This window comes from Alphaproteobacteria bacterium, from assembly GCA_037200005.1.
Lineage (GTDB): Bacteria > Pseudomonadota > Alphaproteobacteria > UBA9219 > RFNS01 > JBBCGY01.
In genome coordinates, this window is record JBBCGY010000001.1 from 1,143,932 (window position 1) to 1,169,879 (window position 25,948).

The 25,948-nt window shown below is 53.9% G+C and carries 25 protein-coding genes and 1 pseudogene; 8 read left to right on the forward strand and 18 right to left on the reverse strand.

Annotated features, from left to right (window positions below; translation table 11 throughout):
• Window positions 1-75 precede the first annotated feature (75 nt).
• Window positions 76-783, forward strand: a complete 708-nt coding sequence (locus WDO70_05940) for a pirin family protein (GenBank protein ID MEJ0062740.1) — start codon at window positions 76-78, stop codon at window positions 781-783.
• A 32-nt stretch (window positions 784-815) separates the two neighbouring features.
• Here WDO70_05940 and bioD read toward each other — a convergent pair whose 3' ends face one another.
• From bioD to WDO70_05955, 3 genes and pseudogenes are all read right to left on the reverse strand, one after another.
• Window positions 816-1,439 carry a dethiobiotin synthase gene (gene bioD, locus WDO70_05945; protein ID MEJ0062741.1) on the reverse strand — a complete coding sequence of 208 codons (624 nt, stop codon included), beginning with the start codon at window positions 1,437-1,439 and terminating at the stop codon, window positions 816-818.
• A gap of 3 nt (window positions 1,440-1,442) precedes the next feature.
• A pseudogene (locus WDO70_05950) lies at window positions 1,443-2,506 on the reverse strand (alkene reductase).
• A gap of 1 nt (window position 2,507) precedes the next feature.
• Complete coding sequence (locus tag WDO70_05955) at window positions 2,508-2,828, reverse strand: helix-turn-helix domain-containing protein (GenBank protein MEJ0062742.1); 321 nt, start codon at window positions 2,826-2,828, stop codon at window positions 2,508-2,510.
• Window positions 2,829-3,019: 191 nt separating this feature from the next.
• Between WDO70_05955 and WDO70_05960 the strand changes: the two genes are divergently transcribed.
• Window positions 3,020-3,880, forward strand: a complete 861-nt coding sequence (locus WDO70_05960) for an alpha/beta hydrolase (protein MEJ0062743.1) — start codon at window positions 3,020-3,022, stop codon at window positions 3,878-3,880.
• A gap of 55 nt (window positions 3,881-3,935) precedes the next feature.
• Here the strand turns inward: WDO70_05960 and WDO70_05965 are convergent, their stop codons facing one another.
• The 13 genes from WDO70_05965 to WDO70_06025 form a co-directional block, all read right to left on the reverse strand.
• Window positions 3,936-4,928, reverse strand: a complete 993-nt coding sequence (locus WDO70_05965; GenBank protein ID MEJ0062744.1) for a hypothetical protein — start codon at window positions 4,926-4,928, stop codon at window positions 3,936-3,938.
• 86 nt (window positions 4,929-5,014) lie between these two features.
• Window positions 5,015-5,419 (reverse strand): nuclear transport factor 2 family protein, encoded by a 405-nt coding sequence (locus tag WDO70_05970; GenBank protein MEJ0062745.1) that lies wholly within the window; start codon window positions 5,417-5,419, stop codon window positions 5,015-5,017.
• A gap of 231 nt (window positions 5,420-5,650) precedes the next feature.
• A complete protein-coding gene (locus WDO70_05975; GenBank protein ID MEJ0062746.1) occupies window positions 5,651-7,960 on the reverse strand; it encodes a DEAD/DEAH box helicase in 2,310 nt (769 codons plus the stop codon).
• Window positions 7,953-8,657 (reverse strand): hypothetical protein, encoded by a 705-nt coding sequence (locus WDO70_05980; GenBank protein MEJ0062747.1) that lies wholly within the window; start codon window positions 8,655-8,657, stop codon window positions 7,953-7,955. Before WDO70_05980 ends, WDO70_05975 begins: the two co-directional genes overlap by 8 nt.
• 24 nt (window positions 8,658-8,681) lie before the next feature.
• The gene (locus WDO70_05985; GenBank protein MEJ0062748.1) at window positions 8,682-9,239 is read right to left on the reverse strand and encodes a DUF5710 domain-containing protein; all 558 of its coding nucleotides are present in this window, start codon (window positions 9,237-9,239) and stop codon (window positions 8,682-8,684) included.
• 12 nt (window positions 9,240-9,251) lie between these two features.
• Entirely contained in the window at window positions 9,252-9,566 is a 315-nt protein-coding gene (locus WDO70_05990) for a hypothetical protein (protein ID MEJ0062749.1), read from the reverse strand.
• Between the two features lie 70 nt (window positions 9,567-9,636).
• The gene (locus WDO70_05995) at window positions 9,637-11,157 is read right to left on the reverse strand and encodes a relaxase/mobilization nuclease domain-containing protein (GenBank protein ID MEJ0062750.1); all 1,521 of its coding nucleotides are present in this window, start codon (window positions 11,155-11,157) and stop codon (window positions 9,637-9,639) included.
• Between the two features lie 7 nt (window positions 11,158-11,164).
• Complete coding sequence (locus WDO70_06000; GenBank protein MEJ0062751.1) at window positions 11,165-11,440, reverse strand: hypothetical protein; 276 nt, start codon at window positions 11,438-11,440, stop codon at window positions 11,165-11,167.
• Between the two features lie 687 nt (window positions 11,441-12,127).
• Window positions 12,128-12,553 (reverse strand): DUF4279 domain-containing protein, encoded by a 426-nt coding sequence (locus WDO70_06005; GenBank protein ID MEJ0062752.1) that lies wholly within the window; start codon window positions 12,551-12,553, stop codon window positions 12,128-12,130.
• Window positions 12,554-12,713: 160 nt separating this feature from the next.
• Window positions 12,714-17,597 carry an RHS repeat-associated core domain-containing protein gene (locus tag WDO70_06010; protein MEJ0062753.1) on the reverse strand — a complete coding sequence of 1,628 codons (4,884 nt, stop codon included), beginning with the start codon at window positions 17,595-17,597 and terminating at the stop codon, window positions 12,714-12,716.
• Window positions 17,598-18,137: 540 nt separating this feature from the next.
• Complete coding sequence (locus WDO70_06015) at window positions 18,138-18,530, reverse strand: hypothetical protein (GenBank protein ID MEJ0062754.1); 393 nt, start codon at window positions 18,528-18,530, stop codon at window positions 18,138-18,140.
• 24 nt (window positions 18,531-18,554) lie between these two features.
• On the reverse strand, window positions 18,555-19,811 hold the full coding sequence (locus WDO70_06020; protein ID MEJ0062755.1) for a hypothetical protein: 1,257 nt from the start codon (window positions 19,809-19,811) through the stop codon (window positions 18,555-18,557).
• A gap of 84 nt (window positions 19,812-19,895) precedes the next feature.
• Entirely contained in the window at window positions 19,896-20,549 is a 654-nt protein-coding gene (locus WDO70_06025) for a helix-turn-helix transcriptional regulator (protein MEJ0062756.1), read from the reverse strand.
• Window positions 20,550-20,794: 245 nt separating this feature from the next.
• Here WDO70_06025 and WDO70_06030 point away from each other — a divergent pair, with 245 nt between their 5' ends.
• The 5 genes from WDO70_06030 to WDO70_06050 all read left to right on the forward strand — a co-directional run bounded on the left by WDO70_06030 (window position 20,795) and on the right by WDO70_06050 (window position 23,350).
• Window positions 20,795-21,298: a hypothetical protein gene (locus WDO70_06030; protein MEJ0062757.1), complete on the forward strand. Its 504-nt coding sequence runs from the start codon at window positions 20,795-20,797 to the stop codon at window positions 21,296-21,298.
• A gap of 81 nt (window positions 21,299-21,379) precedes the next feature.
• Window positions 21,380-21,877 (forward strand): plasmid mobilization relaxosome protein MobC, encoded by a 498-nt coding sequence (gene mobC, locus WDO70_06035; GenBank protein MEJ0062758.1) that lies wholly within the window; start codon window positions 21,380-21,382, stop codon window positions 21,875-21,877.
• Window positions 21,874-22,644: a relaxase/mobilization nuclease domain-containing protein gene (locus WDO70_06040; GenBank protein MEJ0062759.1), complete on the forward strand. Its 771-nt coding sequence runs from the start codon at window positions 21,874-21,876 to the stop codon at window positions 22,642-22,644. The genes mobC and WDO70_06040 overlap by 4 nt, the downstream gene beginning before the upstream one ends.
• Before the next feature lie 29 nt (window positions 22,645-22,673).
• A complete protein-coding gene (locus WDO70_06045) occupies window positions 22,674-22,850 on the forward strand; it encodes a hypothetical protein (GenBank protein ID MEJ0062760.1) in 177 nt (58 codons plus the stop codon).
• A gap of 56 nt (window positions 22,851-22,906) precedes the next feature.
• Window positions 22,907-23,350, forward strand: coding sequence for a DUF736 domain-containing protein (locus WDO70_06050; GenBank protein MEJ0062761.1), 444 nt, complete (start codon window positions 22,907-22,909; stop codon window positions 23,348-23,350).
• A 54-nt stretch (window positions 23,351-23,404) separates the two neighbouring features.
• Here the strand turns inward: WDO70_06050 and WDO70_06055 are convergent, their stop codons facing one another.
• The gene (locus tag WDO70_06055; GenBank protein ID MEJ0062762.1) at window positions 23,405-24,598 is read right to left on the reverse strand and encodes a DUF3644 domain-containing protein; all 1,194 of its coding nucleotides are present in this window, start codon (window positions 24,596-24,598) and stop codon (window positions 23,405-23,407) included.
• A gap of 352 nt (window positions 24,599-24,950) precedes the next feature.
• Here WDO70_06055 and WDO70_06060 point away from each other — a divergent pair, with 352 nt between their 5' ends.
• Window positions 24,951-25,112 carry a hypothetical protein gene (locus tag WDO70_06060; GenBank protein ID MEJ0062763.1) on the forward strand — a complete coding sequence of 54 codons (162 nt, stop codon included), beginning with the start codon at window positions 24,951-24,953 and terminating at the stop codon, window positions 25,110-25,112.
• Window positions 25,113-25,149: 37 nt separating this feature from the next.
• Here the strand turns inward: WDO70_06060 and WDO70_06065 are convergent, their stop codons facing one another.
• Window positions 25,150-25,668, reverse strand: coding sequence for a hypothetical protein (locus tag WDO70_06065; GenBank protein MEJ0062764.1), 519 nt, complete (start codon window positions 25,666-25,668; stop codon window positions 25,150-25,152).
• Between the last annotated feature and the right edge of the window lie 280 nt (window positions 25,669-25,948).

The following is a 25,948-nucleotide window of genomic DNA, read 5'->3' on the forward strand; positions in this document are numbered from 1 at the left end:
ACCTTTATTTCGGCGAATGGGACACTATATATGTAACAACTTCGTACAACCGATAACGGCATGAAAGGACATCTCATGATTGCCATCAGAAAAGCAGAAGAACGCGGTGCGGCGAATTTCGATTGGCTCGACACCAAGCATACATTTTCTTTCGGCCAGTATTATGATCCGAAATTCATGGGCTTCGGCCCATTGCGGGTCATCAATGACGACCGCGTCGCGCCCGCCAAGGGATTCGGCACCCATCCGCACGACAATATGGAGATCGTGACCTACATCCTCGAAGGCGCGCTGGAGCACAAGGACAGCATGGGCACGGGATCGGTCATCCTTCCGGGAGACGTGCAGCGTATGAGCGCCGGAACCGGCATCACCCATAGCGAATACAATCCTTCCAAAACCGACCCGGTGCATTTGCTGCAAATCTGGTTCTTGCCGAAGAAGCGCGGCATCCAGCCGTCCTACGAGCAAAAGCACTTCCCCTCCCAGGATAAGCGGGGCAAGCTCGTGCTGGTCGGTTCGGAAACGGGGCGCAACGGATCGGTCGTCATCAACCAGGATGTCGATATGTATGCCGCGCTCATCGATAAGAATGAAGTCATCACGCATGCCTTGAGTTCCAGCCGGCGCGCATGGGTTCATGTAGCGCGGGGCAGCGTGTCGCTGAACGGCCAGGTCTTGAAGGCGGGAGACGGCGTCGCCGTCGCCGACGAAACCATCAGGCTCGAAAACGGCCGCGACGCCGAGATCATCCTGTTCGATATCGGCGCGCAGGCGGATTAAGGGCTAATTGGGAGCGGCGTAAGACCGCCAGGTCAAAAATCCTGGCGGTCGAAATTTTCCGCGAAAGCTCTTTTCAGGCTCTCGGCGTTCAATGTCTCCAGATGAGGCAAGCGCCCGAGGATGCTCACGCCCGAATACTCGGCGATGGTGCGGATATTATCCGGATTGTCCGGGCCGATGAAGGCGATGCCGTGAACCGGGATATCCCGTTTGCGCAGCGCTTCGATGGAAAGCAGCGTATGATTGATCGTGCCGAGCGCGGTGCGGCTGCATAAAATAACGGGCAAATCCCAGCGCTTGAACAGATCGATCTGCAGATGCTGGCGCGTAACCGGAACCATCAGCCCTCCGGCCCCTTCGATCAGCAGCGGCGAATGCGCCTCCGGCACCACAATGGAATCGGCATCGATTTCCACGCCGTCTATTTCGGCGGCGCGGTGGGGAGAGAGCGGCTGCATGAATATATATCGTTCCGGATGAAAGCGGCTGGCGGGCAAGCCGGTCAATCTCTGAACGGCCTGCCTGTCGCCGCCATTTTCCGTCCCCGATTGGAGGGGCTTCCAGTATATCGCGTCGAACGCCAGCATGAGCATCGCCGCGAAAACGGTTTTGCCGATATCGGTATCCGTACCCGTGATGATGTAGCCGTTTTTCACGGCTCACGCGGCTCGCGTCGTCAAGTAAGGATAATCCGTATAACCTTCGGGACCTTGGCCGTAAAAGGTATCGGGATGCGGCTCGTTCAGCGCCGCGTTCAGACGCAAGCGTTCCGGCAGATCGGGATTGGCGATAAACAATTTGCCGAAGGCGACGGCATCGGCCTCGCCCGCGGCGAGCACCCGTTCCGCCGTTTCCTGGGTGAAGCCCTCATTGACGATATAAGCGCCGCCGAACGTCTTTTTGAGTTCCGGCCCGAGGCGGCCTTCGCCGAGATGCTCGCGGGCGCAGATGAAGGCGATCTTGCGCTTGCCGAGTTCGCCCGCGATATAGCCGAACGTGGCCGGAAGGTTGGAATCCCCCATCGATTGCGCGTCGCCGCGCGGCGCGAGATGCATGCCGACGCGCCCCGCGCCCCATACCGACACCACGGCATCGGTCACTTCCAGCATCAGCCGGGCGCGGTTTTCAATCGGGCCGCCATACGCATCGGCGCGCTTGTTGCTGCCGTCCTGCAAGAACTGATCGAGCAGATAGCCGTTCGCGCCGTGGATTTCCACGCCGTCGAAACCCGCTTCCTTCGCATTCTGCGCGCCCTTGCGGAAAGCCTCGATAACGCCGGGATTTCCTCGAGCGTCAGCGCCCGCGGCACCGGATACGGCTCCGTGGGCCGCATTTGCCGCACATGACCTTCCGCCGCGATGGCGCTGGGTGCGACCGGCAGCGCGCCGTCCAGGAAATACGGATGCGAAATGCGCCCGACATGCCATAGCTGCAGTATTATCCTGCCACCGGCGTCATGCACCGCTTGAGTGATTTGTTTCCAGCCCTCGACTTGCTCCGGCGACCAGATGCCGGGCGTATCGGGATAGCCCACGCCCATCGGCGTGACCGACGTCGCCTCCGAAAAAATCAGCCCTGCCGAAGCGCGCTGCGCGTAATATTCGGCCATCATCGCATTGGGAACGCGCCCCGCGCTCGCCCGGCAACGCGTCAGCGGCGACATCAGGATGCGGTTCGGTAATATCAGGTCGCCGAGCTTCATGGGATCGAACAAGGTGGGCATGTTATTTTTCCTTTCCTGACAATGTGAGGAGCAGTTTGAGCAAGCCGGGAAATTTCCCGTCGATTTCGGCGCGGCGCAAGCGGCTGATATGCTCCAGCCCGTGTTTTTCCGTACGGATCAGCCCGGATTCGCGCAATACGCGGAAATGATTGGAAAGCGTGGATTTCGGCAGGCTGGCGCAAGGCGAAGCACCGTTGCAGCAGAGTCCTTCCTTGGAGGCGGAGAGTTTGCGCACGATCTGCAGCCGCATCGGATCGGCCAGCGCCGAAAGCAAGCCGGGCAACGTTATGCCGTCGATGGCGGGATGCACGAAACGCGTCATGGCGACTAATATACAGCAAGCGGATCACTATTTCAATAGTTCCGAATATATGAAATAGTTTCCGGTATGGATGGCCGCGCCGATGAGAGGCCAAGAGGTCTTGAAGAAACGCCCTAGAACTGCAATTCTGCCTCCGGCTTACCTGCCCCCCCCCCCCCGCCTTTCAATCCTTCACCTCATAGGAGAGAACGATGCCCTCGATCAAAACCAATGACGGAACCGAAATCTATTACAAGGATTGGGGCAAAGGGCAGCCGGTGGTTTTCCATCATGGCTGGCCGCTGAGCGCCGACGACTGGGACGCGCAGATGCTGTTTTTCTTTCAGCAGGGCTATCGCGTCATCGCTCATGACCGTCGCGGTCACGGCCGTTCGAGCCAGACGCCGGAAGGCAACGAGATGAATACCTACGCCGACGACGTCGCCGCGCTGACCGCCGCGCTCGACCTCAAGGACGCGATTCATATCGGCCATTCGACTGGCGGCGGAGAAGTCGCGCGTTACATCGGCAAGCACGGCCAGGCCCGGGTCGCGAAGGCCGTCCTGATCGGCGCGGTCCCTCCCCTGATGCTCAAGACGCCCGCCAATCCCGGCGGACTTCCGATCGAGGTTTTCGATGGATTTCGCGCCGCGCACGCCGCCAATCGCGCGCAGTTTTTCCTCGATGTCGCGTCCGGCCCGTTTTACGGCTTCAACCGTCCCGATGCGCAAGTGAGCCAGGGCGCGATCCGCAATTGGTGGCGCCAGGGCATGATGGGGTCGATGCTGGGGCATTACGAATGCATCAAGGCGTTCTCGGAAACGGATTTCACCGAGGACCTGAAGAAGATCACGGTGCCGACGCTGGTGATGCATGGCGACGACGACCAGATCGTGCCGATCGGCGCTTCGGCGATGATGTCGTCCAAGCTGCTGAAGAACGGCACGCTGAAGATATACAAAGGGCTTCCGCACGGCATGTGCACGACCCATCCGGACATCATCAACGCCGATCTGCTGTCCTTTATCAAGTCCGGAACGGTCGAAGACGCCGCCGTGGCAAGCGCGGCTTAGAACGCCGATCCCCTTCCCCGGCCCCGGCTCTCTGCGTCGGGGCCGGAATAAGGCGTCAAGGGCATATCCCCAAACGAGCGATGGAGATTGCCGGATATTTCCCGCCGTATCTTCTCTCAAGAGTTCGCTGCGTGACGCGGAGCGCCGAATCCGCCTCGCCTTTAATTCTGGTGATTTCCGCTCCCGCCGCGACCGCGGCGTTGATGCCGTTGCCCACAAGATTCTCGCCCACGGCGTCCATGGGCTTTAAGGGACTTTCCGGCTGCGCCAAAGAAGGAACGCCGGGCTGGCTGGAAGCGTCGGCCCCCAAGATCCCGGTCGCGACGCCGATGCCGACCCCAACACCGGCCTGCAAGCTGGCCACGTTTATCGCCCGGTTCAGCGTTATGATTTTTTCGATATTGCCGGCGAGGGCGCGAACGCCGTCAACGGCGATCCGATCGACGTCTTCGGCGGATATCGATCGCAGCGCGGGCGGAATCTTTGTCACGACTTCCATATAAGGCGACGCGTGAATATCTCTCATGCGCTCGGCCAGGTTATGCGTGTAGTAATCCAACGACATCCCCCATGTCGCGCAAACGCTCGCTTCCTCGCGGGCTTTTTCCCAGTAACGGTATGTGGGAGATGTGATGGCCGCGGCGGACTCGGAACCGCTCGGCGCTGAAAATCTGTTGGGATTATAGGGCGTCGGTCCGAGCGAAGGCCCGTCATCGAACCGCGGCGCGGCAGGCGGAGCCGGTGGAGCAAATCGATTGATATAGGGCGTTCGTTTGCGCGGATAATCGTCGCTGGCACGGAGTTCGGCAAACGGGTCCGAGGGCGGCGGCCTGGGTGCGAGTTCAGAAAGATCCGGATCGACCCACCGCTTTTGCGGCGGCGTCCGCGCGGGCGCGATGGGTTCCGGCCTCGATATGGGCGCTGGCGCAGGGACGGACACGGTTTGCGGCGCATCCGCGCTTTCGGATCGAATATCGCAAGAAGCCGCCGCCGCGAGCATGAAAAGCGCGGCTGCCGCCTGCCGATAGGCAATATGATCTTTAAGCATATCATTTCCTCTTCGGTGAATTATTCTGTCCGCCACTATACGGCTTTAGTTTAACAGAATTCTCACCGCTGGGAAACCCTGAGAATTTATTCGGCGCCACTCATCGCTTTGGCAAATGCAGGAAAATCAAGCGCCGTGTTCTGGTCGTGAACGATACGCCATTCGCCATTCTGCAATTCGAACACATATATGAGCCAGGTACTCACCGGAGCATCCTCCGGCTTGGCGCGATAGTCATATTTGATCAGGGCCATGGCCATATCGTCCCCCACGACTTTGTGAACGACTTTGCCTTCCCATATCCAGTTGGGATCCTTGAACCACTGTTCATGTATGGCAATCGTTTCCGCGGGCGTCGTGAAAGCATGGCCATTCTGGACAATCGTGTAGAGCGTGCCGCCATGCGTAAGATGAGACTTGAAGCTATCCAGGTCTCTATTGGCAATGGCGTCAAAGTGCGCCTGCAAAGCAGCGTCAAAACTTGGTTTCATGCTCCAGCCTCCAGTGCAAGATGAAAGTCCGAGCCTTCATAACGCCGAAGTTCGCAGATTCATGGCTGCGTGGCGTCCCCTGCTGGACGCAGTTAGAACTTGCCATAGGCAAGAGGTATTGAATCTCCACGCTATTTTGCCACTTACTCTGTAAGCTGAAGCACTTAAATCCTGAAGCGACCATAATTGCTTAAATTCTCTGGGTATGGAGTCCTAAAAATAGCCCTTAAATTATAAATATCTTTCAATTAATTCTAGCTTGTGGATGTCCAACGTTTTGATGGACTCCTTAAAAACTATTTTTGCGCTATCTATTTGAGTCACGTGCTCTTTTAGCCATTCAATGTCTTCAAAGGTGAATCCATATCGTAATAACCAAATCTCGACATCATCTTTAGTTCCATATCTTATATATTTTTGCAAAATGGCTGCTCTTTGATCGTTTGTTTTTTGATAAAATATTTCCAAGGCAGCACAAATCGGATCGGTTATAGACAAGGCGATTACTTTATCGAGATAATCGTACGTATCAAAAATTAGGGTGTCATAGCTAATTCCTACTGCCGACGCATTTCTGGGAAAGAGAGATATGACGCCTATCTGTTTATTTGGAAGAGGTGACGCGATCTGGCTGAAGCGTATAGGGATTTCCTTTATGCCTTCCACAAGTTTTTCAGCAGTAATTTCTCCAGAAACAAACATCTTCAATAGTCCGTCGCGTGTCTTCTTGTCAGTTAGGAACCCATAACGTAGCGATATTATTTCACTAAAAGATTTTCCTTGAATACGCCAAAGCATTATTGGGATTGCCGCGCTTAAAACACTTTTCTCGCCTGGAAATAAATCGGGCCGTCTCAAATGCTGTATGTAGATTTTTTTAAAAGCATCTTTAATTTTGTTTCGCACCACACCCAGTTCGGCGTATGCGTTACCCGTTAAAGGACTTTCGCCGTGTAGCAAATTATCAAGAATAAATTTTATGTCCTCGTCGATAGCGCCTGTCGATAAGCGAGCAATCTGGGTCTGAGTTAGATGTAGGGTGTCATCAAATGAATCTTTTTTAATCGCTTCGACTATATCTTTAGAATCTTCATCTATATTTTCATCGTCGTCGTCCAACAGAGACATATCTTTTAAGCCAAAAGTTTCTTTAAATCTTTTGGAGAACGTAGAAACATTGCTCTTTTTAACGATGGTGTACCCATAATTGAATGTGTCAATTTCTTTGGTGCTGCGCCCCGCTCTGCCCACCAAGTTTTTTAATGTGAGGGCATCCATTTTTGTAAAATTATCAATCCACACTATGTCAAAAGGCATATTAATCCCCTGATTAAGTGTTGAAGTGGCAAAGCAGATTCTTGCGTGTTTAGACCTGATAAATTCCTCAATTAATAACCGGGCCTTAAGTGGAACGGAGCCATGATGTATCACAATGCCTTTTTCCATCATATCGAGCATTAAGGAATGCTTTTCTTCGTCATCCTTTTTGACTCCTACATACTCTCTGAGTTTATTTATCAGCGCTTTTGCCGCTGGATCTTCTATTGTGGGACATAAATCTATGTATTTAGAAAATCCGTCAATGTGTCCCCCTTTGTAAATTCTGGATTTCGAAATGTATATTAAGAGTGTTCCATTGTTTTTGATGGTTTCCTCTACGAAGTCTCCAGGAAGAAGGGAATTCTTGCTATCAACGTTCGGAGAAAAATATTCAAACTTGTTATTGCCGAAGGCCACAAATATTTTTCCGACAGCATGATGATTGTAGTGTTCAGAAGCTGAATCCTTATCGAAACCATGTTTAATCAATTGTGCCTCAGGGTTTTTAACGAAGGGGTGGGCAAATACCTTTTTTGCTTTTGGCAATACTTTATCTATTCTTCTAATGAATGAATCAAACTTTAATCCTCTGACAGGCTCTTCTGATATTTGCGCCTCATCTAACAAAAATAATTCTATATTAAACTCATGTATTCTTTTAAACAGTTCTCCGCCTCTTTCAGGGGTAATAATGAAAACTCGTCTCTTTGTTTTTTCTGTATTAATGCTATCGATAAATTGCAGGACTAGAACAGATGGGTCTACTAATCGGATAACCTCAAAGTAGTACTCCGCAATTAATGCTCGCGACGGCACAACAATTACTACATCGCCTCTTGTTTTTTGTATCAGCGCTCTAAAAAGATGTGATTTACCAGAACTCGTTGGTGACGAGAATGAAAAATACTTTTTAGTCCTTATATGTTTATACGCACTAGCTTGAATGGGGGTAAATTTCTCTCCCGTATCTTCTTCAATCGCCTCTGCGTAGATGGCATAGACTTTCTCTATAATACTTTTGGGTGCCTCTGTTTTGTAAAATAGGCCCATTAAACTCATAAGTTTGCTTTCGTATTGTTTAAATTTCTGCGGATGATCTTTTTTGAGGTGGGCTAGTTTCTCAAACAGGGTTGCATTGGTAGGACCCTCTCTGTGAATCTGGCTAAGAGCATTCTGTATAGCCTTTTCAGGATCCTCATATTTCAATAGATCGTCAAACATCTACTTCCACTCCAACTACAAATAGTTTTGGATATGCAAGAAGCTGGTCAATGTTTGTAGATTTCAGGACGTTCGCGATAATATTTGAGGGATTGAGGCTGTTAATAGAAAATGCAGCAACGTAGGCTTTCTTGCCATCAAGATAAGCTGTTTTGGCGTCGTCGCTAACAAAATGACTAAGATCAGAAAGTTCGGAGTCGTCTTTTCGTAATGTTATAAAGCTTAAAATTTGTTTTATGGCCTCAGTATACGGATTATCTGATGAGCTATATTTTGCTTCGCCGAAAACGACTATTTTGCAATCGCTCTCAGTATGAAAATCAAAACCGGGATTACCAGTCACTTTTTCTTTCCACAATTCAGCCAGTGGTATTTTTATATGGATCAAATTCTTATTGAGAACATCTTGTGCGGAAATAGAAACCATATACTCCCCAAAATCTTTTGTTGGGGCGTCCTCGACTTTTGAAAATATGTTTTTGGCCAGTTCTTCGATAGTTCTCTTTGCTCGTGCATCAAATGCAGTTTGCTCTATAGGGCCAAGCTTTTTTATCCAGCTTGTATCTTCGATAAGCTGAATCATATCTTTTGCGTAAATCTTTATATCTTTAATTTTTATATGGGCACTATACACAAGACACGACGTTGTCTTGCCGTATTGAGACATGTCTTCCTGTTTAACGGCCACAACTTCCATTGCACACTCATAACAAATTGTCGATCAATCTGCATCCATCATAAACTTCCATGGTCTGGCGGAAAAGATTAATGCAGCCGGTTGCGGCCAATTCTGCCGGTGGCCGATGCCGTCGTGGTTTTTTCCGAACATATCACGAATTTTGGCTTCAAGTTCAAGGCGACTGCCTTCATCCAGCATGACCGTGCTGCTTTCTTCTATCGGCTCAGTCAATTCATGCGGACAGTTATCGGCTATGGAGCAATGTTTCCAGGTTCGGTCTTTATCCTCGGGACAGACTGAATCGGCATATTGGCAAGGAACCCCGGTTTCCGTGCCCCATATGACAACATAGCAGCCATCATCGTGATAAAAACCCACTTCCAGATCATCAATGCGTGCCGACATATCTCCTTCGGCATTTTGCCTGAAGACAACGGCTTCCGGCATGTCTGTTTCCGCCATCGGCAGCCATTTTTGAAACGGAGCGGCCTCTGTGCCGTCAGGCACAAACCAAACTTTATGAATGGCATCCCATTTTGCGCCAAGCTTTTTGGCCTGATCCTTTTCGGCAAAGGGTACGTCTAAATCGACACGCGGCATGATCTTGCCCTCTTAGGTGTTGATCTCCCGCCTTCTCTTCGCGGCGACCTTTGCATTGTGCTTATACATTTTGCCGCGTCTGGAGCGGCGTGCCATGGGGCCGAGTGGCAAAGGCGCGACGACCGGCAGGTTATGAGCCATGTTGCGGCCATGAGCAAGAGCCTCGGCCAGATCGTCGGAATAATACGCCGTCGAAGGCGCTCCGTTGCGGTAATTCACTTTATATTCTCCGGGCAGCATCGTCAGCGTCACGCCGATGTCATGCAGTTCCTCCACGGCAATCTTAAAAGCCGGAAGGGAGGGTTGTTGTTGCGTATCGATCATCATATTCGTGCCTCATATAATTTGTGCCTGTCTTGCATCGGTCGGAAAATCAAACGCTTCCCGTAGACGGCCTTTAGCTGGAATCGAATTTCTTCAGCTTCTTGCGAACTTCCGCCGCTTGTACGTGCAGCAGTTTGGGCAACGCATGCTTGACGCCCTGCACGTCCATGACGGCATAAGAATCGCGCGGCCCGTGCTTGAGGATCATGTCACGCGCGGCAAGCATTTGCGTGAAGGCGGCGGCGGTTTTGGATTCGCGCCACGCCTGGCGTATCGCGGCGCGGTCATGCTTGCATAGCGCCGCTTGCTGCTGCCGGAATTCGGCCTGGATGGTGGATGCCTTTTTGCCTTTCGGCGCGGATGCGGGCATGCGCGTGAAGTCCTTCAGCCATCCGTGAATCTCCGACGCCGCGAAGCGGAGAAGTTTGGTCAGCGGATGTTTTACGCCCTGCGCGTCGGTGACGGCGTAGGAATTTCGGCGTCCGCGTGCCAGCGTCATGCCTCCCGCCGCCAAAAGCTGAACGAACGACTTGCCGGAGTTCGTCGCCGCCCACGCGTCGCGGATCACCGCGCGGTTGTTCCGGCAAATGGCTTTCTGTTCCCGCTTCCATGCGGCACGGATGCCACGTTTGCGGTCGAGAAGTGCTTTCTTCTCCCGCGCCAGTTCTTTGCGGACTTCAGCGGGTTTGCGCTGTTCCGGCGTTGTTTGTTCCTCTGCCGCCGCCTCCGGTGCTGCTTTCTCCGCCGCCGCAGGCAGAACGATTACTAGCTTCGCCAGTTCTCCACGCTTCTGCGCGGCAATCTCGGCTTTCTGGATTTTCAGCGCCTTACGCACATCCTCGACACCGGCAAGCCTTGCATGGTCGATGTCGCGTAGCCGCCGGTCAAGCTCGTCCGGCTTCATGTTCAAGAGCCGAGCTAGCCCATTAACATTGCCTTTGCGATCCAGCATCACGAATGCCGCGCGGTCGCCCCGCGCCAGGATCAGCCCATGATCCGCAAGCCCCATCGCAAAGGCCCGTCCATCGGCGGCGTCATCCAAAAGACCGCCGATCCTGGCCCGGAACGCTTCCACGTCCAGGCCGAGACGCTTCGCCTGCTCCACTTCCCATCGTACCGGGGCGGGGCCTTTTTCTTGCGGGCGCTGGTCAGGCACCGGCGAAAACCCAAGTTCCCATTCCAGCTGCCGCGCCAATCGCCGCAGCTTGCGGCGGCTAAGCCCCTCTTTCTTGACCTTCATCGTCTGTTCGTCGATGCGGTTCCAGAAAACATGGATATGCAAGCCGCCGTCGGGAGTGGAGTGCATCACGATCCCCCGCGCATGGCCAGCGAGATCGAGCACGCCCTCGGCCCGGTCGGTGCAGTGTTCCCATTTCTTGGGTGTTATGGACTCACCGGGCCGCAGCCGCATCATCGCATGAAGGATGGGCCGCTTGCTTCGCGTCGCCTTCCCCATGAGGTCGATGCTGGCAAGCGCATCGTATATGTTATCGGCGGCGAAGCCCCGCAACTGGTAGACCAGCACCCCCGGTTCTTGCATCAGGTATCGGGCGAGGCGTTTGCCGCTGGAATGGGTATGACCTTTGCAGATCATGGATGCATTAGGGCCCCACAAAGCGGTGGTTCAGCGCCGTCACCAGCCGCGCCATGTCATGCAGGATCGCCGCCGCTACCGGGCGCTCGTCCTCGTCAACGATCTTACGCAGAATACCGTTCGCCCGGTTCATCTGAGCCACCAGCGCCGCCAGGGACTCCGGCGCTACCGCCCCCCGTTCCGCAAGAACCGGCCTGCGCAGATAGTCGCCGACGGTCGTGCCGACGGCGCGGGCCGCAGCGGCCAGAGCCTCATATTCGGCATCGGAAAAACGGACGGTCACGCGCTTTTCGCGCGGAGAGGGTACGATTGTATGGTGGATTTGAGGGCGTATTCGGGCGGCGGATGGCTGCATAATAACTCCCCTCAAATGCTCAGTATTAATATTCGGGCAGGCGGTACGAAGGCAGGCGGAAAGATTAATGGGCTGTGGATAGAAATCACAAATTAGGAGCGGCGACGGACTGCTTGGAAACGCTTCGCGATAATCATTAGGCTTGCGAAATTAACGAACGTCTGACGAAACTCCCTACTTGTTAGTCGCACCAAACGCGATGAAGTCAATTCAATAAGAAAAGATTTCTCGATGCAACCAGAAAGAGTCCAGCAACGGGCATCAAGCCAAAAAGCTTGGGGATAACTCGGTAACGGGGTCAAAAGTAAACGGCCAGAAGCAGAACCAGGGTCAGGTAACCAGCCCTAATCCCCCCAAACGCAGCCCAAGGGGGGCGAAGGGGGCGCGGGCGCAGCAAGCGCCACGGCGGCGAGCCTACCGAAGCCTTAGCGTAAGCCGGAGGAGGAGAACCCAGACCGAGCTACAGACTACCCAAAGGCGGGCAGGAAGCTCGGCGACAACCATGGCGAGAACAGGACATAGAAAAGCCCGCCACGGCGACCGGGACGGGCTACGGTCAAAAGCAAAAGGCCCGACGCCTTGTGAGCGTCGGGCCTTTCGTTCTCTAGTGACGGCCTATTCCATGGCCTGTTCCTGCGGATACATATCAAGCGTCAAGCTAATCTGAAGGTCAGCACATTCCTTCAGCAACTGCCAAGACAGTTCCTCAATACGATTATCCTCCATGAACGCACCAATAAAGTACTCAAGCGTACCGCCGGTGTTAACAAGCCCACGAAGATATTCAGCCTTTCCGCTAAGAGTTTTATTGAACTGACTGAGAGCATCTGGAAGACGAGTTCCTGTCGTAATAAGCAAGTGATGTCTCCAAGTCGTCAGTTTATTAACCCCTGGCACCGGATTACCTTTTGGGGTCTTTCTTGGCTCTCCCGCTCGCGCCATGCCAAAGGGCTGCAACTCTAAAGCCGCAGAAATTTCCTCTGGATCAACACTGGGATGTCCAATCCAGAAAGACACTTGGAAGCGGGAGAGTGGTTTCATGGCAAAAAATCCTTATAGTCACCCAGAGGCACGGCTTCTCCTCCTTCATTCACCCAAATTTGACCGTCAGGGCTAACCCCAATCCAATCTTGCGCACCAGCACCACCGTAAACCCTGCGTTTAATGTCATGAACTCGATCCTTGGTGCGTCTATCCTTGTTTATCGGTTTTGTGCCAGCGGGGCAACCCTGCGGCTTTTGCTCCACCTCAGGCTTCGCAGTCTTCTGTTCTCCACTATCGCTAAACACTGTGTGTGGAAGTGCCTTATTTCCAACTGGTGCGTTGCCCAGCCCATGCCTCCTACGACTGCCAAGTCTGCTAATGCAGCTTCAACACTATATCCAAGAAGCACAAGAAAGAAAAACCTTCCATCCCTGTCCACTCGCATGATGGGATTACCCCCCGTGTACGCATACAGGTTAATACCTCCTGCCTCTCCGATAGGGTCTCGGCTCTGCCAGGTCAGATAGAACGGGTCGAGAATGCGATAGCGGGTCATAATGGCGTTGTATGGCCCAGCCTGGAACATTCCTGCGAAATGATGGTCCGGCCAGACGCTCCCGTTCGTTCTTATGGTTTCTCCGTCGGGGCCGTGGTCAATTGAGAAGTCTACGGCACTCGTACTCACATTCACGATGTCTCTGACCGAACCAAGCATGTCCGGCATGTGCACATGCTTCTTGCCCGTATCCAGCGCGTATTGCCCTTCCGGGAAATACCGCCGCGCGACGATTTCGCTCCACGACCAGCGCACCTGGCATATCTCGTCTCCGCACCATGCGAAGTGCCACTCGTATGAGAATGCGCCGGTGTTGTCGTATTCAGTCTCTACCGTGCGGCGTCCGAGGCCGTCATATTTGAACTCCGTCTTCTGGCTCGTGTAGGTGGTCGCGCCCCAGCTTGTCTTGTACTCCGCCTTTATCATCCGGTGTTCCGCGTCCCAGCTCTGGCGGTACAGCTTGTAGTCGTCCGTTACCTCTCCCGCCGCGTCGTAGGTCGGCGTGCCCGCTCCCGTCAGCTGGTTCACGTTGTTCGCGCTCTTCGTCCATCCGCCGCCCGCGCTGCCCGCGCTTCGCGTCAGCGACGTGATGTTGTCCAGCTTGTCCCGCGTATAGGCGAAGTTCCAGCTCGTCGGGCTGCCGGTCGTTGCCGCCGTGAGCCGGTCGCTGAGGTCGTAGCTGTAGCTCCATGTTTGGGATGACCACGGCCCGTTGCTCTCCGCGACGCTCGTCACGTTGTACGGATTGCCGCCGCTCCATGTATAGGCGTAGTTCCTCGGCTTACTGGTGCCGCTGAGGCCGTTCGCGTTCGTGATGCTCGTCAGCCTTCGGTCATTGGTGTTCGTGTCGTAGGCCCAGGTCGTCCCGATGCTCGTGCCGTTCAGCGTTCGCGTCGTCATCTGGCTCGTGCTGCCGTTGTAGCCGTAGGTGAACGTGCCCAGGCTGTTCACATGCGTCGCCACCCGCCCCAGCGTGTCGTAGGTCAGGCTCTCATTGCCGCCGGATATCGTGCGCGTACTCTCCCTTCCCAGCGCGTCGTAGGTGTAGGTGATGGAGTCGTTCGACGCGAACGGGCCGTTCTCGGTTTGCAGTTGCAGCGCGCCGTCCGTGCCCACCGCGATATAGCTCCACGCCGTCGTGCCGATGCCGTCCACCATCGATGTCCGGCGCGGATACCATGTGTCATAGGCGAACGTCACGTCCGGGGTGCTGTTCACCTCGTTCGTGTAGCCGATGCCCGTCAGTTCGTCAGCCGTGTTGTAGGTGTATGTTTTGATTTGACCTAGCGCATCCGTCACGCTCTTGAGCCGCGACGTGGTGTTTTCGTAGGCGTAAGTCTCCGTCGTTGAATCAGGGAAAGTCTTCACTGTCGGACGACTCTGGACATCGATATCCCACGTCGTCACATTGCCGTTCGCGTCCGTCAGCGTGTGAAGCGCGCCGTTGTCGTAATAGGTGTAGCTCGTCGTTCTGCTGAGCGGCGCGCTGGTGATCGGCTCGGTGACTGAGAGCAATCGTTGATTATTATCGTAAGTATAGCTCGTCGTCCGTCCGAGCCGGTCAGTGTGGCTGTTCAAATTCAGCTTTCGCGTCGAGTCGTAGGTGTAGATATCCGTCGTGCTGTCCGGATAGGTGACCTGAGTCAGCATATCCAGCGCGTTGTAGCTGTACGTCTCGGCGCGGCCTTCCGAGTCCGTCAGCGTGCCAATCCGGTCATAGGCGTCGTAACTGTAACTCTCCTTCGTCGCGGCCAGCGCGTTCGTCGTACCGTAGGTCACGCTGCCAAAAGCGACGGCATAGGGCACCGTCACCCGCGTCAGCCTTCCGTATCCGTCATACTCCCGGAACGTCGTTTGGTTCAGCGCGTCGGTCGAGTAGATGAGCTGCCCATCGGCGTTGTAGGCATAGTTCGTCACTTCGCCCGCCGCGTCGGTGTAAGTGCCGGGCTGGTGATTGGTATAACTCCCGAACTGCGCCAACGTCACCCAGGTCGGCGTCGATGAAACTTGCCTCTCCACCTTGGTTGTATCAACGCCGCCCACCGCATGAGTGAATTTCAGCGTCCGCCCCAGCGGGTCGGTCACAGTCAGCGGCTTGCCAATAACATTGTAGTCTGTGGCAATCAGATGCGTCGTTCCGTCATCCAGCACACGAGCAACGCTGGCAGGCTTATCGATAGACCCCGTGGCGCGGATGTAGCCGTCCAGATAATTGAACCATACAGGATTTTCGAGCGGATATTTGACCGTCTCCACAATTGGAGCTGTCTGCCCACTGGTATTGTGCAGCCAGTGCATTCGCAGCGCCTTCGTATAGTCTTTACCGCCTCCCGTTCCGTAGGTGGGATAGACATGCTTGTCCCAAAAGTAAGAGTTGCGCTCGTGATTCGTGTAGAAATTATTGCTGTAAAAGAAGTAATAGAAGCTCGGAAAAGGATACGCCGCACTCTCGGGAATGATGGCCTCATCATCCCTTGATGCAATTCCCGGCGCCTCGTGCCGATATTCAAGCCGTTCCGTGAAGTTCATCGGATCGGTTATTTCCAGATAACGAGTCGTCGGATTGCCGTAAGGATCGGTATTCGTCCCAAAAACGAAACTGCTCGTTCCGTAGGGCGTCGTCATTGCATCCACGAGACCGCCGCCATCGTAACTGAACGATGAAGTAATCCCGATGACATCGGTAATGGAATCGAGTCTCCCACTACCATCATAGGCCAATGCCACCGTCCGCCCGAACGGATCCTCGACTCCAGTCACAAGCAACGGGTCAGTCGCGCCGTAACTGAAAGTCGTATCGCGTCCCGTCGCGTCCGTTATCGTGGTCAAGCGCAACTGACCATCATAGGTGAAGGTCAAGGCGTTACCCCAGGCATCCTGAATTTGCGTCAGGAACACGCGGCGCGGGGAAGTCGTCGCCCCATCCACCGCTGCATAGATATGCTGGCCGCCTCCAGGGAAGTTAAGCTCATATTGCGTCAGCGTACCGGTAGCCGGAACACGCTTCAGCACCGCCTGCGTCGTTTCCTCCGGCGTAAAAAGTCCGGTAGTCGAACTGTAAGTTATGGGGACGTACGACCCAACATAACCGAAGTAATTCACTGAACCGCCGCCCGCCACATAGCGGCTAACGCTGCTTCCAGCCGAAGTCGGGTCATCCTCAATATAGGACAATGTATTCATCGTCCATTTCGGCCCAACATTGAAAAAGCCGAAAGTCGCGGGCTGGCTATCTTCCCGCTGATTATAGGTCAGGCTCACGAATACACCCGGCCCCTTTTGCGGCTGATAGCCAATCGGGGTGTCGGTCAGATTCAGACTAACCGCCATGCTGTGGGCATTCGCCCCGCACATGCCGTGGGTGCACTTCGGCGCTGCCGTCGGCGCTTCCGCCGATACTCCGCTATCGGCGTTAATCTTAGTCCCGTAAGGAACCGTCGTTCCCGACTGCGAACTACTGGTGTAGCCCATTCCATAGACTTGCCGCGCCTCCGGCGACACGATATCCACAGTCCGCCATTTGCGGTCTTGAACCGCATCAGTCGGCACTAAGAAATATCCGCTGCTCTCCGCATCAATGGCATTCCGGCTAATCAAAAGGTCGCCGCCGAAAGTCGGGTCTTTGACGTGGAACCTCCCATTATCTTCGCTGACAATCGCAGCGTAGTGCTTCACCTTCCAATTCACGACCGAAGGAACCGGAATTTCCTGCCCCGGCTCTCGATGAACGAGCCGATAGGAAAGCTCCGCCTTGTCAGCAAGCGCCGCCACTTGGTCGAACGAAAATCCATGCGGGCCGGATTTCACCTCACCGATAAAGCCAATCTTATTCAAGTCGGCCTTTCGCGACATCAATAGATTCACCAGCGCCTTCGAGCCGCAGAGAAACGCCTCTCCCGGCTTGTTGTGCATCTGGGCTGCGCCCTCACGAGCGCCGGTAATCATCTCCGTCGCCGAACCGGAAATCGGTCGGTCGCCGATATCCGTCAACAGCGCTTTCAGCTCTTCCTCATGCCCTACGCGGGCATGCATCCGCGCCAGCTCGCCCACGGCGCGGTCAATCAGCGCCTTGGCTTGCGGCTGCGTCGCTGCCCGGCCTTCCTGCCAAGCCGCCGTCCAGGCCGTGAAAGCGCGGGAGAAATACCCTCCTCGATAATAGGCCAGGCCCAGATTAGTCTGCACCGCCGCACTCCAAGCCGTATGCGGATGAGCCTCCGCATAGGCAATCAACGGCGCATGGCTTTCCGTCACGTCAACGGACGGCTGCGCAGACGACTGACGAAAGTCCTCAATGGCCACGTCAATCTCTTCCGTCTCCCGCGTCGTCGGCGGTCTCGTCGCCACAAGCGGCTCTTCGAGACCCGCAACGATTTTCTTCCCGTAAGGCTCGGTAAGCCCAGCCTTCACAGGGCCAGCAGTCGCGGCTAGCTTTTTCGCGTCGCCGCCACTCATGCAAGCACTCAAAACACCAGCGATGCCGACGCACGCCATCAGCAACAGGGCCAGCGCCCGCCCTACCCAACTTCTCGTCGTTATCTTTTTCATGACCGTCTCCTCTAACCCGGCGCGAAATGCTCCGGGGGAGGGCCGCTCTATCATGGACGCGCCGCGGCATTCCCAAATCCGCCCGATACGGCCGTCCGGCCATTGAAAAAAGTAAGCTTATGTAGAAATGGGTAGGATAAATCCGGCGCGTTAGGCCCACTCCGCGCGGATTATCTTTGACGCCGGGAGGCTCCAGCCCATCGGCGGCGCTCGCCGCGCATGGCTGCGCTCCGACGTCAATGCGCAATTCGGCAAACGCCTTGCCATTCTGTCACGCGCTTTGCCATCTCGCCGCTTGACTTGTCAGACCGGCACAGCGCCGCAGAGGGACAGGGAGGGAAGCTGGAAGTGCCGCCCGGCTGACGAGCGGCTCCTTTGTCCGGCCACCGCCGGAGAAAGGAGCGGACGACGGCCTGCTATTCTAGCAGGCCGTCGCGCGATAGAGCCTGTTCAGCTTTCGCTGAACAGGCGGAACGGCAGCCGGGCGGCACTTCCAGCTTCCCTCCCTGTCCCGGCGCGGACTGAATATTTGAAGACCCGCTATAGATTTTTGGCAATCTTCGCCACCAACTCTGCCAACGCCGCCACATGGTCGATCATCTGTTGAGCGTCTTGAGGGGTGGTTTCGTCGAGCAAGGCCGGTTCATACGCTTCGCGCAGAACACATATGGCACTGATCGTGCTTATATCTTCTGGTAAAAGAGACGGGTGGCGGTTCGGCTCCTGTATCGTTTTGGCGAACAGATCATAGGTTGCGTCGTTCGGCCACAGATTCTGGCCCGTCACGCCGGATAGATAGGCAGCCGCCGCATATTCTGAAACCTCATAGGCCAGCTTCATCGCCGCGCCATGCTTGCCTATGGCGTTTAAGCTCTTTGCGTCCGCAAGCATTTTGGTGGCTTCGGCAAGCCGGGCTCGGAATTCGTCGTTCATGCTATATCCGATGGCGAGACTGGTTTAGGCGACCAAAGAGAACAGGGGAATATGCGCCGCTTCCGATCCTATTAGCTTTAAGGGCCGAACGGCACCTTTCGATGCGCCGGATTTTTCCAGGTCAAGCGAAGCGGTTTGCATGGCGTTAGAGCCGAGCATGCGGTTTTCCACGTCCAAGGAACGTAAGCCTGCAAGAATCTCCGGCTCGTTCAAGGCGTGAATATGCATTGGCGGAGGCTTCGCGCCAAAGACGGCACTTTCGCCTTCGGAAATAGGCGGAGCAAAAAGCTCGTCATTTTGAACCGCCAATAAAGCGCTGTATGCCTGCCGTTTGTTCCCCAGCAGCGGAATCGACGGGCTGCGTTTCTTCGGTAACCGGCTATCCAATTTGCCCCATCGCCGTGCACGGATTTCTTGCTCCGCTGCTTTCAAGATGGAGGCCATAACACTTTCCACCATGGCGGGGCGGGGCAATTCTCCGTTGCTGATAATCTGGCCTTGCGTGACCATTGAACCTTTGAAGGTTGATATGCCTTTTGTAAACCCGGCATCGATCTTTTGCCGCCCGCTTGCTCCCCTCCAGCGCACGATAAAATTATTCGGATCGATTCTCCCATCTGGTAGGGGAACGCCAAGTATTTCGACCGGCATAGTCCATTTGTTGCGGATGGTATCCGTCAATTCTGCGATCCGCAGGAGGCCGCTATGGCTGTCCGCGCCCAAGCTTGCGCCAAGCTGTTCCTGAATCTTGACGATCTTCGTATTGTGTGGCGCGAATTCAAAAGTCTGTCCGGCGGGGATTGCCCCATCACGCATACCCTTTTGGGCAAAATGCCTCATGCTTTCTTGAATGAAGTGTATGCCGAGTCCCTCGGAAGGGAATTTGTTCCCCTCTGGCAGTTCCGCAACTAGCCCTCGCATCCTGGATGGCAAGATACAAACGTCCTCACTATAAATACCATTCTTGACGATTAAATCGTCTCCATCACGCTGCATGGATAAAGAGCGAAAATTTATCGTCGCGCCAATAATTTTTGGCTTACATAAATCCCATGCAGCGGCGAAGAAAAGAACCTCCACATCTCCGCTCGTCATAGCGCGCATGACATTGCGGAAACCTGCATCGTCGAAAGCGGAGTCATGAAGTTTGGCTTCGTGGCAAATTGCATCCCTCAGAATGCCGCCTAGCATGAGGCAATGATTGGCTACAGTCGGTTCAAAGGGCAAAATGGCGGTATGAAGGCCGCCCTCCCGCATTTTGAATTGATCCGGCTGTATCATGCACGCCCTATGCTTTGGCTTAAACAATTTCGAAAATCAGCGCCTATACTATCATAATTAACGACAGGTCCGCATGGGCAAGTTTTACTTTCGTGGCTTTTTTGAAGGCTTATTGCCCTTATTCCAGAACAAATCGAACTCGCGGACATAGCGTTCCGCCACTTGTTTGGAATGGATCGAAACGCATTCCCGTCTATTCCCACCCTCGGTTAAGGGCAGGATGAGGGTGTCGCCGTAGAGATACCAGGGAGCCATGTCGGCATACGCCGCGTCCAGCGTCCGATAGCTGCAATAGCTTACGGGAGTGCCTATCTCGCCTTCCTGAACTAGAACCCGTGCCTCTAGCCCTTCGATCTCCTCCATGCGCCGGATATGTTCGACGACGGAATCGTCTGACAGCGGAAAATAACGATCATCGCCGAAATTGAACTGGCGAATGCGCCCGCCTTTCTTGACGGTTTCATAGACATGGTCAAGCAACTGGCGGTATCCGGCTTTGCCGCTATATGACCGCATCTGATGCTTGCGGATGCAGACGCCTTCATTATCCTGAAATTCGATTCCCTCCTTATCGAAGGCCGTCAAAATGCTGGCGAGCGTCCGCTCCTGCGGCTGAACATCTTCGTTCTCGATTTGCCGGATGGTAATGCGGTTAACCCCGGTTTTGTCGGCAAGGTCTTCCATTGACCAGCCAAGCAGACCACGCGCCCCGCGAATTTGTCGTCCTGAAATTATCATAATGGAATATATATACCACGAAATTGGATAAATCAAGGAAATTATTTTCACTTCAACTGCACAACAAGGAATATCAACGCCTTATATGACATTATTGGCGCAATAAACTCCATAATGAATGTTATTATACTCCAATATGGATATTTTCCTTGCATTTCGGAAATTTCATGCTATGGTTTGAATATAAGGGAAGAGGTTTTGTTCGGACGTTCGCATTCAACCATGTATTTTAAGGAGGAAAGCATATGTCAAAGCGCAAAGGAAGAAAGGGCATTACCGGCCTTAGAACGTGGGCCACCCCTACCAAGGAGCGCCGCCGCCAGAATGGCGGGGTTATCTGCGATACCATCCAGAGCAGCACACGAATCGGACTTATCAGACGGTATCGCGCCGTTTGGGAATGCCCGCTTGATGCCTACCATGCCCACGGCGTCATAAGGTGGGCTGAATACCGGGCGGGGCTGCGCCTTCATCGCGCCTATCATGGCGTGGTGTTGTGCCGTCGGGCGGATTATCGCCCGATGAGCGACGAACATGCTTCATGGCCGCAAACTCGTATCGAGAAGCTTCTGAATCTTGCCCGCAAGATCATTATGCCTGAAGATTTGAATACGGTCATCGACATATGCGGCCATTCCAGGCCAGCCCAATTTCAGCGTGAACTTGTGTCGTTGAAACGCGGTCTTGGTGATCTTGCCAGCCGTTGGCACATGGCAGCGGCAGAGGCTTGCGAACACAAGAATCAATAGATCGCAACCTCGCCCCAGCTATTAAGCCGCCGTTGCCATGCACGGCGGCTTTTTTATTCCCGCATTAGCGGAGGTTATGTCATGTCCGATATGCGGCTTCAATTTAGATCGGCAGCAAAAGAAATTTGTCAACCTGTCGAACAAAATACTGACAATAATAAAAGCTACGCGCAAGTTGCGCCTTCCGTCGAACAGCAAGCTGTCGAACGGAAAGCGTGCGGGCTAAAGCCCGAAAAATCAAAGGCCTTCCGGCTTGCCGTCCGGTTATCGGAATATGAGCGCGAATATGTTGTTCGACAGGCTGAAAAATCTTGTCTTACCATGAGCGATTATTTCCGGGCCTCCATATTGGGGCCGGGCTACGCCGTTACCATCGACCCAATGAAGCGGCAGTTGTTACAGGATATGCTGCGTGAATTGAACCGCCAGGGCAATAACCTGAACCAGATCGCCCGGCTCCTGAATGCCGGGAACATGACGCCGGATCATGGGGAACGGGAACTAGCGCGATTGACGTATGCGCTGATCGCGGCACAACGGGCCGTGCGCGAAGCCTTGGCCGAAGGCAAGACCTATTGATTATCAAAAGCCACATCCGGGGCGGCTATCGCGCCGCCGCCGACTATATGAAGGAGCAAGGCCAGAACGAGAAAACGCGCCTTATAGAAATCAGCGATCCTTCGGCCAAGAACCTTGACCAAGCGTTTCAGAAAATGTGGGAGGTCGCCAGCGCTACAAAATGCAAAAAGCCGCTGCACCATATCAGCATCAATCCAATGAAGGATGAACGCCTGACCGACGCGCAGGTTTTGGCGATTGTTTCCCGCTGCGAAGAAAAATACGGCTACCAGATGTTCCATCACCAGCGCGTGATTGTCGAACACGTCAAGGACGGGCGGCAACATTTTCACGTTATCTGGAACCGGGTAAGCCTTGTCACTGGCCGCACAGTCTGGCCGGGCCATCATTGGCTGAAATCCAAAGAAGTGTGCCGGGAGATGGAAAAGGAGCTTGAGCTGAAAAGCCCTACGCCCCGACAGTCAAAACATGGCCGCGCTCTGGCCGGTAACGGCAAAGCGCGGCGGCATACACCAGGAAGCAAGGCAAACGGCGTCCGCCAATCGGGCAGAAGCCGCATGACCAGCGCTCATCTTCCGGCAATGCCGAAGTTGCACATACCGCGCTTCAAAACACCGAGAGAAGAACGCCCCAATCCGCCACCGATGCCGATGCGGCCCATGCCGCAGCCTACGGGCTGGCCGCTGGCGGCGATTTTCGATTGGAAGAATTGGGGCCGCCGCGACCCGCGCGCATTTTTCAGAAAGTGGCCGGAATTGGCCTCTTGATACACCTCACATCACCGGAAGGAACGCCCATGAATGAACCACGCATTCGTGCCGATAGCTTTGTCCTCAAATCCCGCCGGATTTGGATTTATCGCGTCCGCCATCGCGGCGGCGCGACGGTGCTTTGGACATCGGCGACGGACGCGCTGCGTTACCTCAAGGGCATTCAACGCCAGAGATTACAGGCCAAAAGCAAAGGCCGGTAATGCCGTCGCTGCATGATGCGGCACGGATTGTTTAACCCACAGCAAGGAGACGTTTAATGAAAAACGGCAAAAAGAGTAGCATCAAGATCGGCAGCTTCGGGGAGGATGGCGACGGCTTCCTGCATGGCCGGATTTACGGCCTTGGCCTGGGCGTCGTCCCCGTCCTATTCGAGCCGCAGACCAGCAAGGGCGGCAAGAGTTATTATCGACTCGTTGCCGATCCCGACCAGAACCCGCATGAGATCGGCGCAGCCTTCCCGCGCGATAAGGACGGCATGACCTATTATTCCGTCAGTATCGACTCCCCGGCGCTTCCCGCGCCGATCAATGCGGCTCTGTTCAAGGACAGGGAAAACGGCGCATACAATCTTGTGTGGAGCCGCCAGGAAGAAGAAAAAGACCTCAAAGCCGAGGCCACGGTCAACGTCAATGTCCAGCCGCAGCAGCAGGTGACGCAGGGCCGGAAGCCCAATGGCCAACAGCCCACGTTATCTATGTAAATAAATTTCCTTTCCCCGCAGGGTGAAAGCCCTGCGGGATTTTATAGGAATCCGTCAAATCTTATGGGATTTGATCTTATCGAATTCCTCACTACTCGCAACCAGATCGCACAAGCGCCCAATCCATGATTCGGAATATGAATAGCTTTTATAAATTGGGTGATAGATACAGTAGTCCTTATTGGTGTTCTCCGGTTGGGGGTTATTACCTTTGGGGCGAATCTTAAATAAGGAAAGCGCCTGTGAGTGGTTGTGAACCGTAAATTTCTTTTTGGTTTCCTTCATGACCAGCTTGCATACATCCGTTGGCTTGTATGGATATAGCGCGTCGGAAATAACCCTCTTTTCGAGAACATTGCATATTTCTTTGCCCTCGGCGGAGTCGGGACGAACAAATTGAATATGAGCACGACTTTTGGCCGCGCTTTGCAATGTATATATGACTTTGAATTGGTATTCTAAGTCAGCAAGTTCTGCCTCCGTGTGTGATTGCTGTAAGCTGGCGTCTAGCGCCTTAATTTGCGGGGGAATATCATGTTTCTCAAGCTCCACTAATTGCTCAAATTCTAGCTTTGCAAATTGCAAGGCCAATGACAGCTCATTGCTTAATGAGAGATTATTGCCAAAGAGCGCACATAAGGTTTTATCAAAATTTAGACAGCACGCCTGAAAGAGGGGGAAAAATTTGTAATCAGCGCGACCTAGCAACTGATGCTCTACCGTATCCCGAATTTTCTTTACGTCAGTCATATTGTTTTTAATGCCCTGCGAGAGCGGGCAATCTTCACGTTGAAGCATCTGACTCAGGAGTAATGACAATCCATCGTCATTGATGATTTTAATTCCCTTGCGCTGATAGTATTCGTGCAAAAGATATGTCCATGCAATGTTAGCTAGGACTGAAAAAACCTCTGTTTTGAAACGCAGCCCAGGATTATTAAAAGCTTGCACTGCTAAGATCATCGCTTCACGCGCGCGAAGCAAACGCTCGTCATCAAATAGATTTAACCCTGTGTGCGGGTCATACGCTTTTTTCTTTCTAATATAGAAATCGAGGTCATCGTCATTCGCAGCTTTAACGGAGCTATCATTCTTGACCTCTGTAATTCTGGCACTATTTATCGTGGCTCTGCGATGAACATTCACTAAAGCCTGAATATCCTGATTGCGCCATCCTCTTGCAAGCAGCCCCTTGATGATGGGCTTTTCTGTTTTTGTTAAAGTGCCTTCGGCTTTGCGAATGAGCATGAATGATCCCTGAAAGCGCTATGAGATAGCCTACTATTATTCTTATTGTAGCGCCAACCCATGAATACATAAGTAGGTTGACTTTCCGCGAGGGCGCGGAAAGCGGTCCGCGCCGCTGTTATGCCGCGCCATTTCTAAACATTGAAAACTCACTAAAACAAGCCACGCGGCGCGGCGGCTTGCTACGCGGTGCGCCGCTATGGAGCGCCTTCCGCTTCCGTGGCCGCAAGCGACCACAAGAAAGATTGCCAGCGAGCGTGAGCGAGGGCGGAGGATGCCGCTCTTCAAATTCCCAACGCCTTTCCCGCTGGGAGAGGCGTTTTTGATTCTAGCTAAAGAAAAGGAGGGACATATGATCACAGTCGATTACAAGCGCTTCCAAGGTATATTAAACAAGCATTACCCGGAGAAACCCGTTACCGAAGACGAAGCCGCCGAAGCCTTTCACAATCTCGCGGACTTCATCAATCTGCTGATACAGATCGATAAGGAAGCCAAGAAACTCCAGCAATAAACAGCAAACCAGTTACCGGAATTCCTAATTTTTAGAACTAAAATCCCGTAGGGGTGTATTGACCCTGCCTTTCGATTGCTTCTTGATTTGATATGTCCAAAAACAGGAGGCCCATATGCGCCCAGCCGTCATTCTCGCCCGTGTATCCAGTGCCGAACAGGAAGCCGGTCATTCGCTTGAGGCACAGCTTGCCAATCTCCAGGAATACGCGGCTCGCCGTGAGCTTGAAGTCGTGCAGGTCTTTCGTATCATCGAAAGCTCGACCAAAGGCCATCGCCCGGAATTCGAGCAGATGATCGAATTCATCGGCAAGCAGAAGCAGCGTACGGCCTTGGTGATCGATTGCGTTGACCGGCTCCAGCGCAGTTTTACCCATACGCCCATTCTGAACGCCCTTATGGAAAAGAACCTGCTCGAAATCCATTTCGTGCGCGAGGGCAATGTCATCGATAAAGATGCCAACAGCATGCAAAAGCTCATGTGGAACATGGGAACGGTCATGGCGCAGTCCTATACCGACCAGCTTTCCGATAACGTCCGGCGCAGCATCAAACACAAGCTGGAGAACGGGGAATGGATCGCCCAGGCCCCCCTTGGCTATCTGAATGTCACCGATCCGGCTACCGGACGCAACAGCATCATTCCTGACCCTAGCCGCGCCTTCCTCATCAAGCGCATATTCTCCGAATATGCTTGTGGCACGGTATCAATGGCCGAATTGTGCCGCAAATCCAAGGAATGGGGCTTGTTAAGCCGCAAGGACAAGCCTTTGGGACTGCAAACCGTCGCTAATATCCTGGGCAATCCGTTCTATGCCGGGGTTATGCGGATCAAGG

Coding starts and splice junctions, on each gene's coding strand:
- WDO70_06055 (MEJ0062762.1), bottom strand. CDS start 24,598: ATGCTCATTCGCAAAGCCGAAGGCACTTTAACAAAAACAGAAAAGCCC.
- WDO70_06045 (MEJ0062760.1), top strand. CDS start 22,674: ATGAATGAACCACGCATTCGTGCCGATAGCTTTGTCCTCAAATCCCGC.
- WDO70_06005 (MEJ0062752.1), bottom strand. CDS start 12,553: ATGAAACCACTCTCCCGCTTCCAAGTGTCTTTCTGGATTGGACATCCC.
- WDO70_05980 (MEJ0062747.1), bottom strand. CDS start 8,657: ATGGAAGTTGTGGCCGTTAAACAGGAAGACATGTCTCAATACGGCAAG.
- WDO70_06050 (MEJ0062761.1), top strand. CDS start 22,907: ATGAAAAACGGCAAAAAGAGTAGCATCAAGATCGGCAGCTTCGGGGAG.
- WDO70_05960 (MEJ0062743.1), top strand. CDS start 3,020: ATGCCCTCGATCAAAACCAATGACGGAACCGAAATCTATTACAAGGAT.
- WDO70_05990 (MEJ0062749.1), bottom strand. CDS start 9,566: ATGATGATCGATACGCAACAACAACCCTCCCTTCCGGCTTTTAAGATT.
- mobC (MEJ0062758.1), top strand. CDS start 21,380: ATGTCCGATATGCGGCTTCAATTTAGATCGGCAGCAAAAGAAATTTGT.
- WDO70_06025 (MEJ0062756.1), bottom strand. CDS start 20,549: ATGATAATTTCAGGACGACAAATTCGCGGGGCGCGTGGTCTGCTTGGC.
- WDO70_05975 (MEJ0062746.1), bottom strand. CDS start 7,960: ATGTTTGACGATCTATTGAAATATGAGGATCCTGAAAAGGCTATACAG.
- WDO70_06030 (MEJ0062757.1), top strand. CDS start 20,795: ATGTCAAAGCGCAAAGGAAGAAAGGGCATTACCGGCCTTAGAACGTGG.
- WDO70_05995 (MEJ0062750.1), bottom strand. CDS start 11,157: ATGATCTGCAAAGGTCATACCCATTCCAGCGGCAAACGCCTCGCCCGA.
- WDO70_06020 (MEJ0062755.1), bottom strand. CDS start 19,811: ATGATACAGCCGGATCAATTCAAAATGCGGGAGGGCGGCCTTCATACC.
- WDO70_06015 (MEJ0062754.1), bottom strand. CDS start 18,530: ATGAACGACGAATTCCGAGCCCGGCTTGCCGAAGCCACCAAAATGCTT.
- WDO70_05955 (MEJ0062742.1), bottom strand. CDS start 2,828: ATGACGCGTTTCGTGCATCCCGCCATCGACGGCATAACGTTGCCCGGC.
- WDO70_05985 (MEJ0062748.1), bottom strand. CDS start 9,239: ATGCCGCGTGTCGATTTAGACGTACCCTTTGCCGAAAAGGATCAGGCC.
- WDO70_05965 (MEJ0062744.1), bottom strand. CDS start 4,928: ATGCTTAAAGATCATATTGCCTATCGGCAGGCGGCAGCCGCGCTTTTC.
- WDO70_06010 (MEJ0062753.1), bottom strand. CDS start 17,597: ATGAAAAAGATAACGACGAGAAGTTGGGTAGGGCGGGCGCTGGCCCTG.
- WDO70_05940 (MEJ0062740.1), top strand. CDS start 76: ATGATTGCCATCAGAAAAGCAGAAGAACGCGGTGCGGCGAATTTCGAT.
- WDO70_05970 (MEJ0062745.1), bottom strand. CDS start 5,419: ATGAAACCAAGTTTTGACGCTGCTTTGCAGGCGCACTTTGACGCCATT.
- WDO70_06060 (MEJ0062763.1), top strand. CDS start 24,951: ATGATCACAGTCGATTACAAGCGCTTCCAAGGTATATTAAACAAGCAT.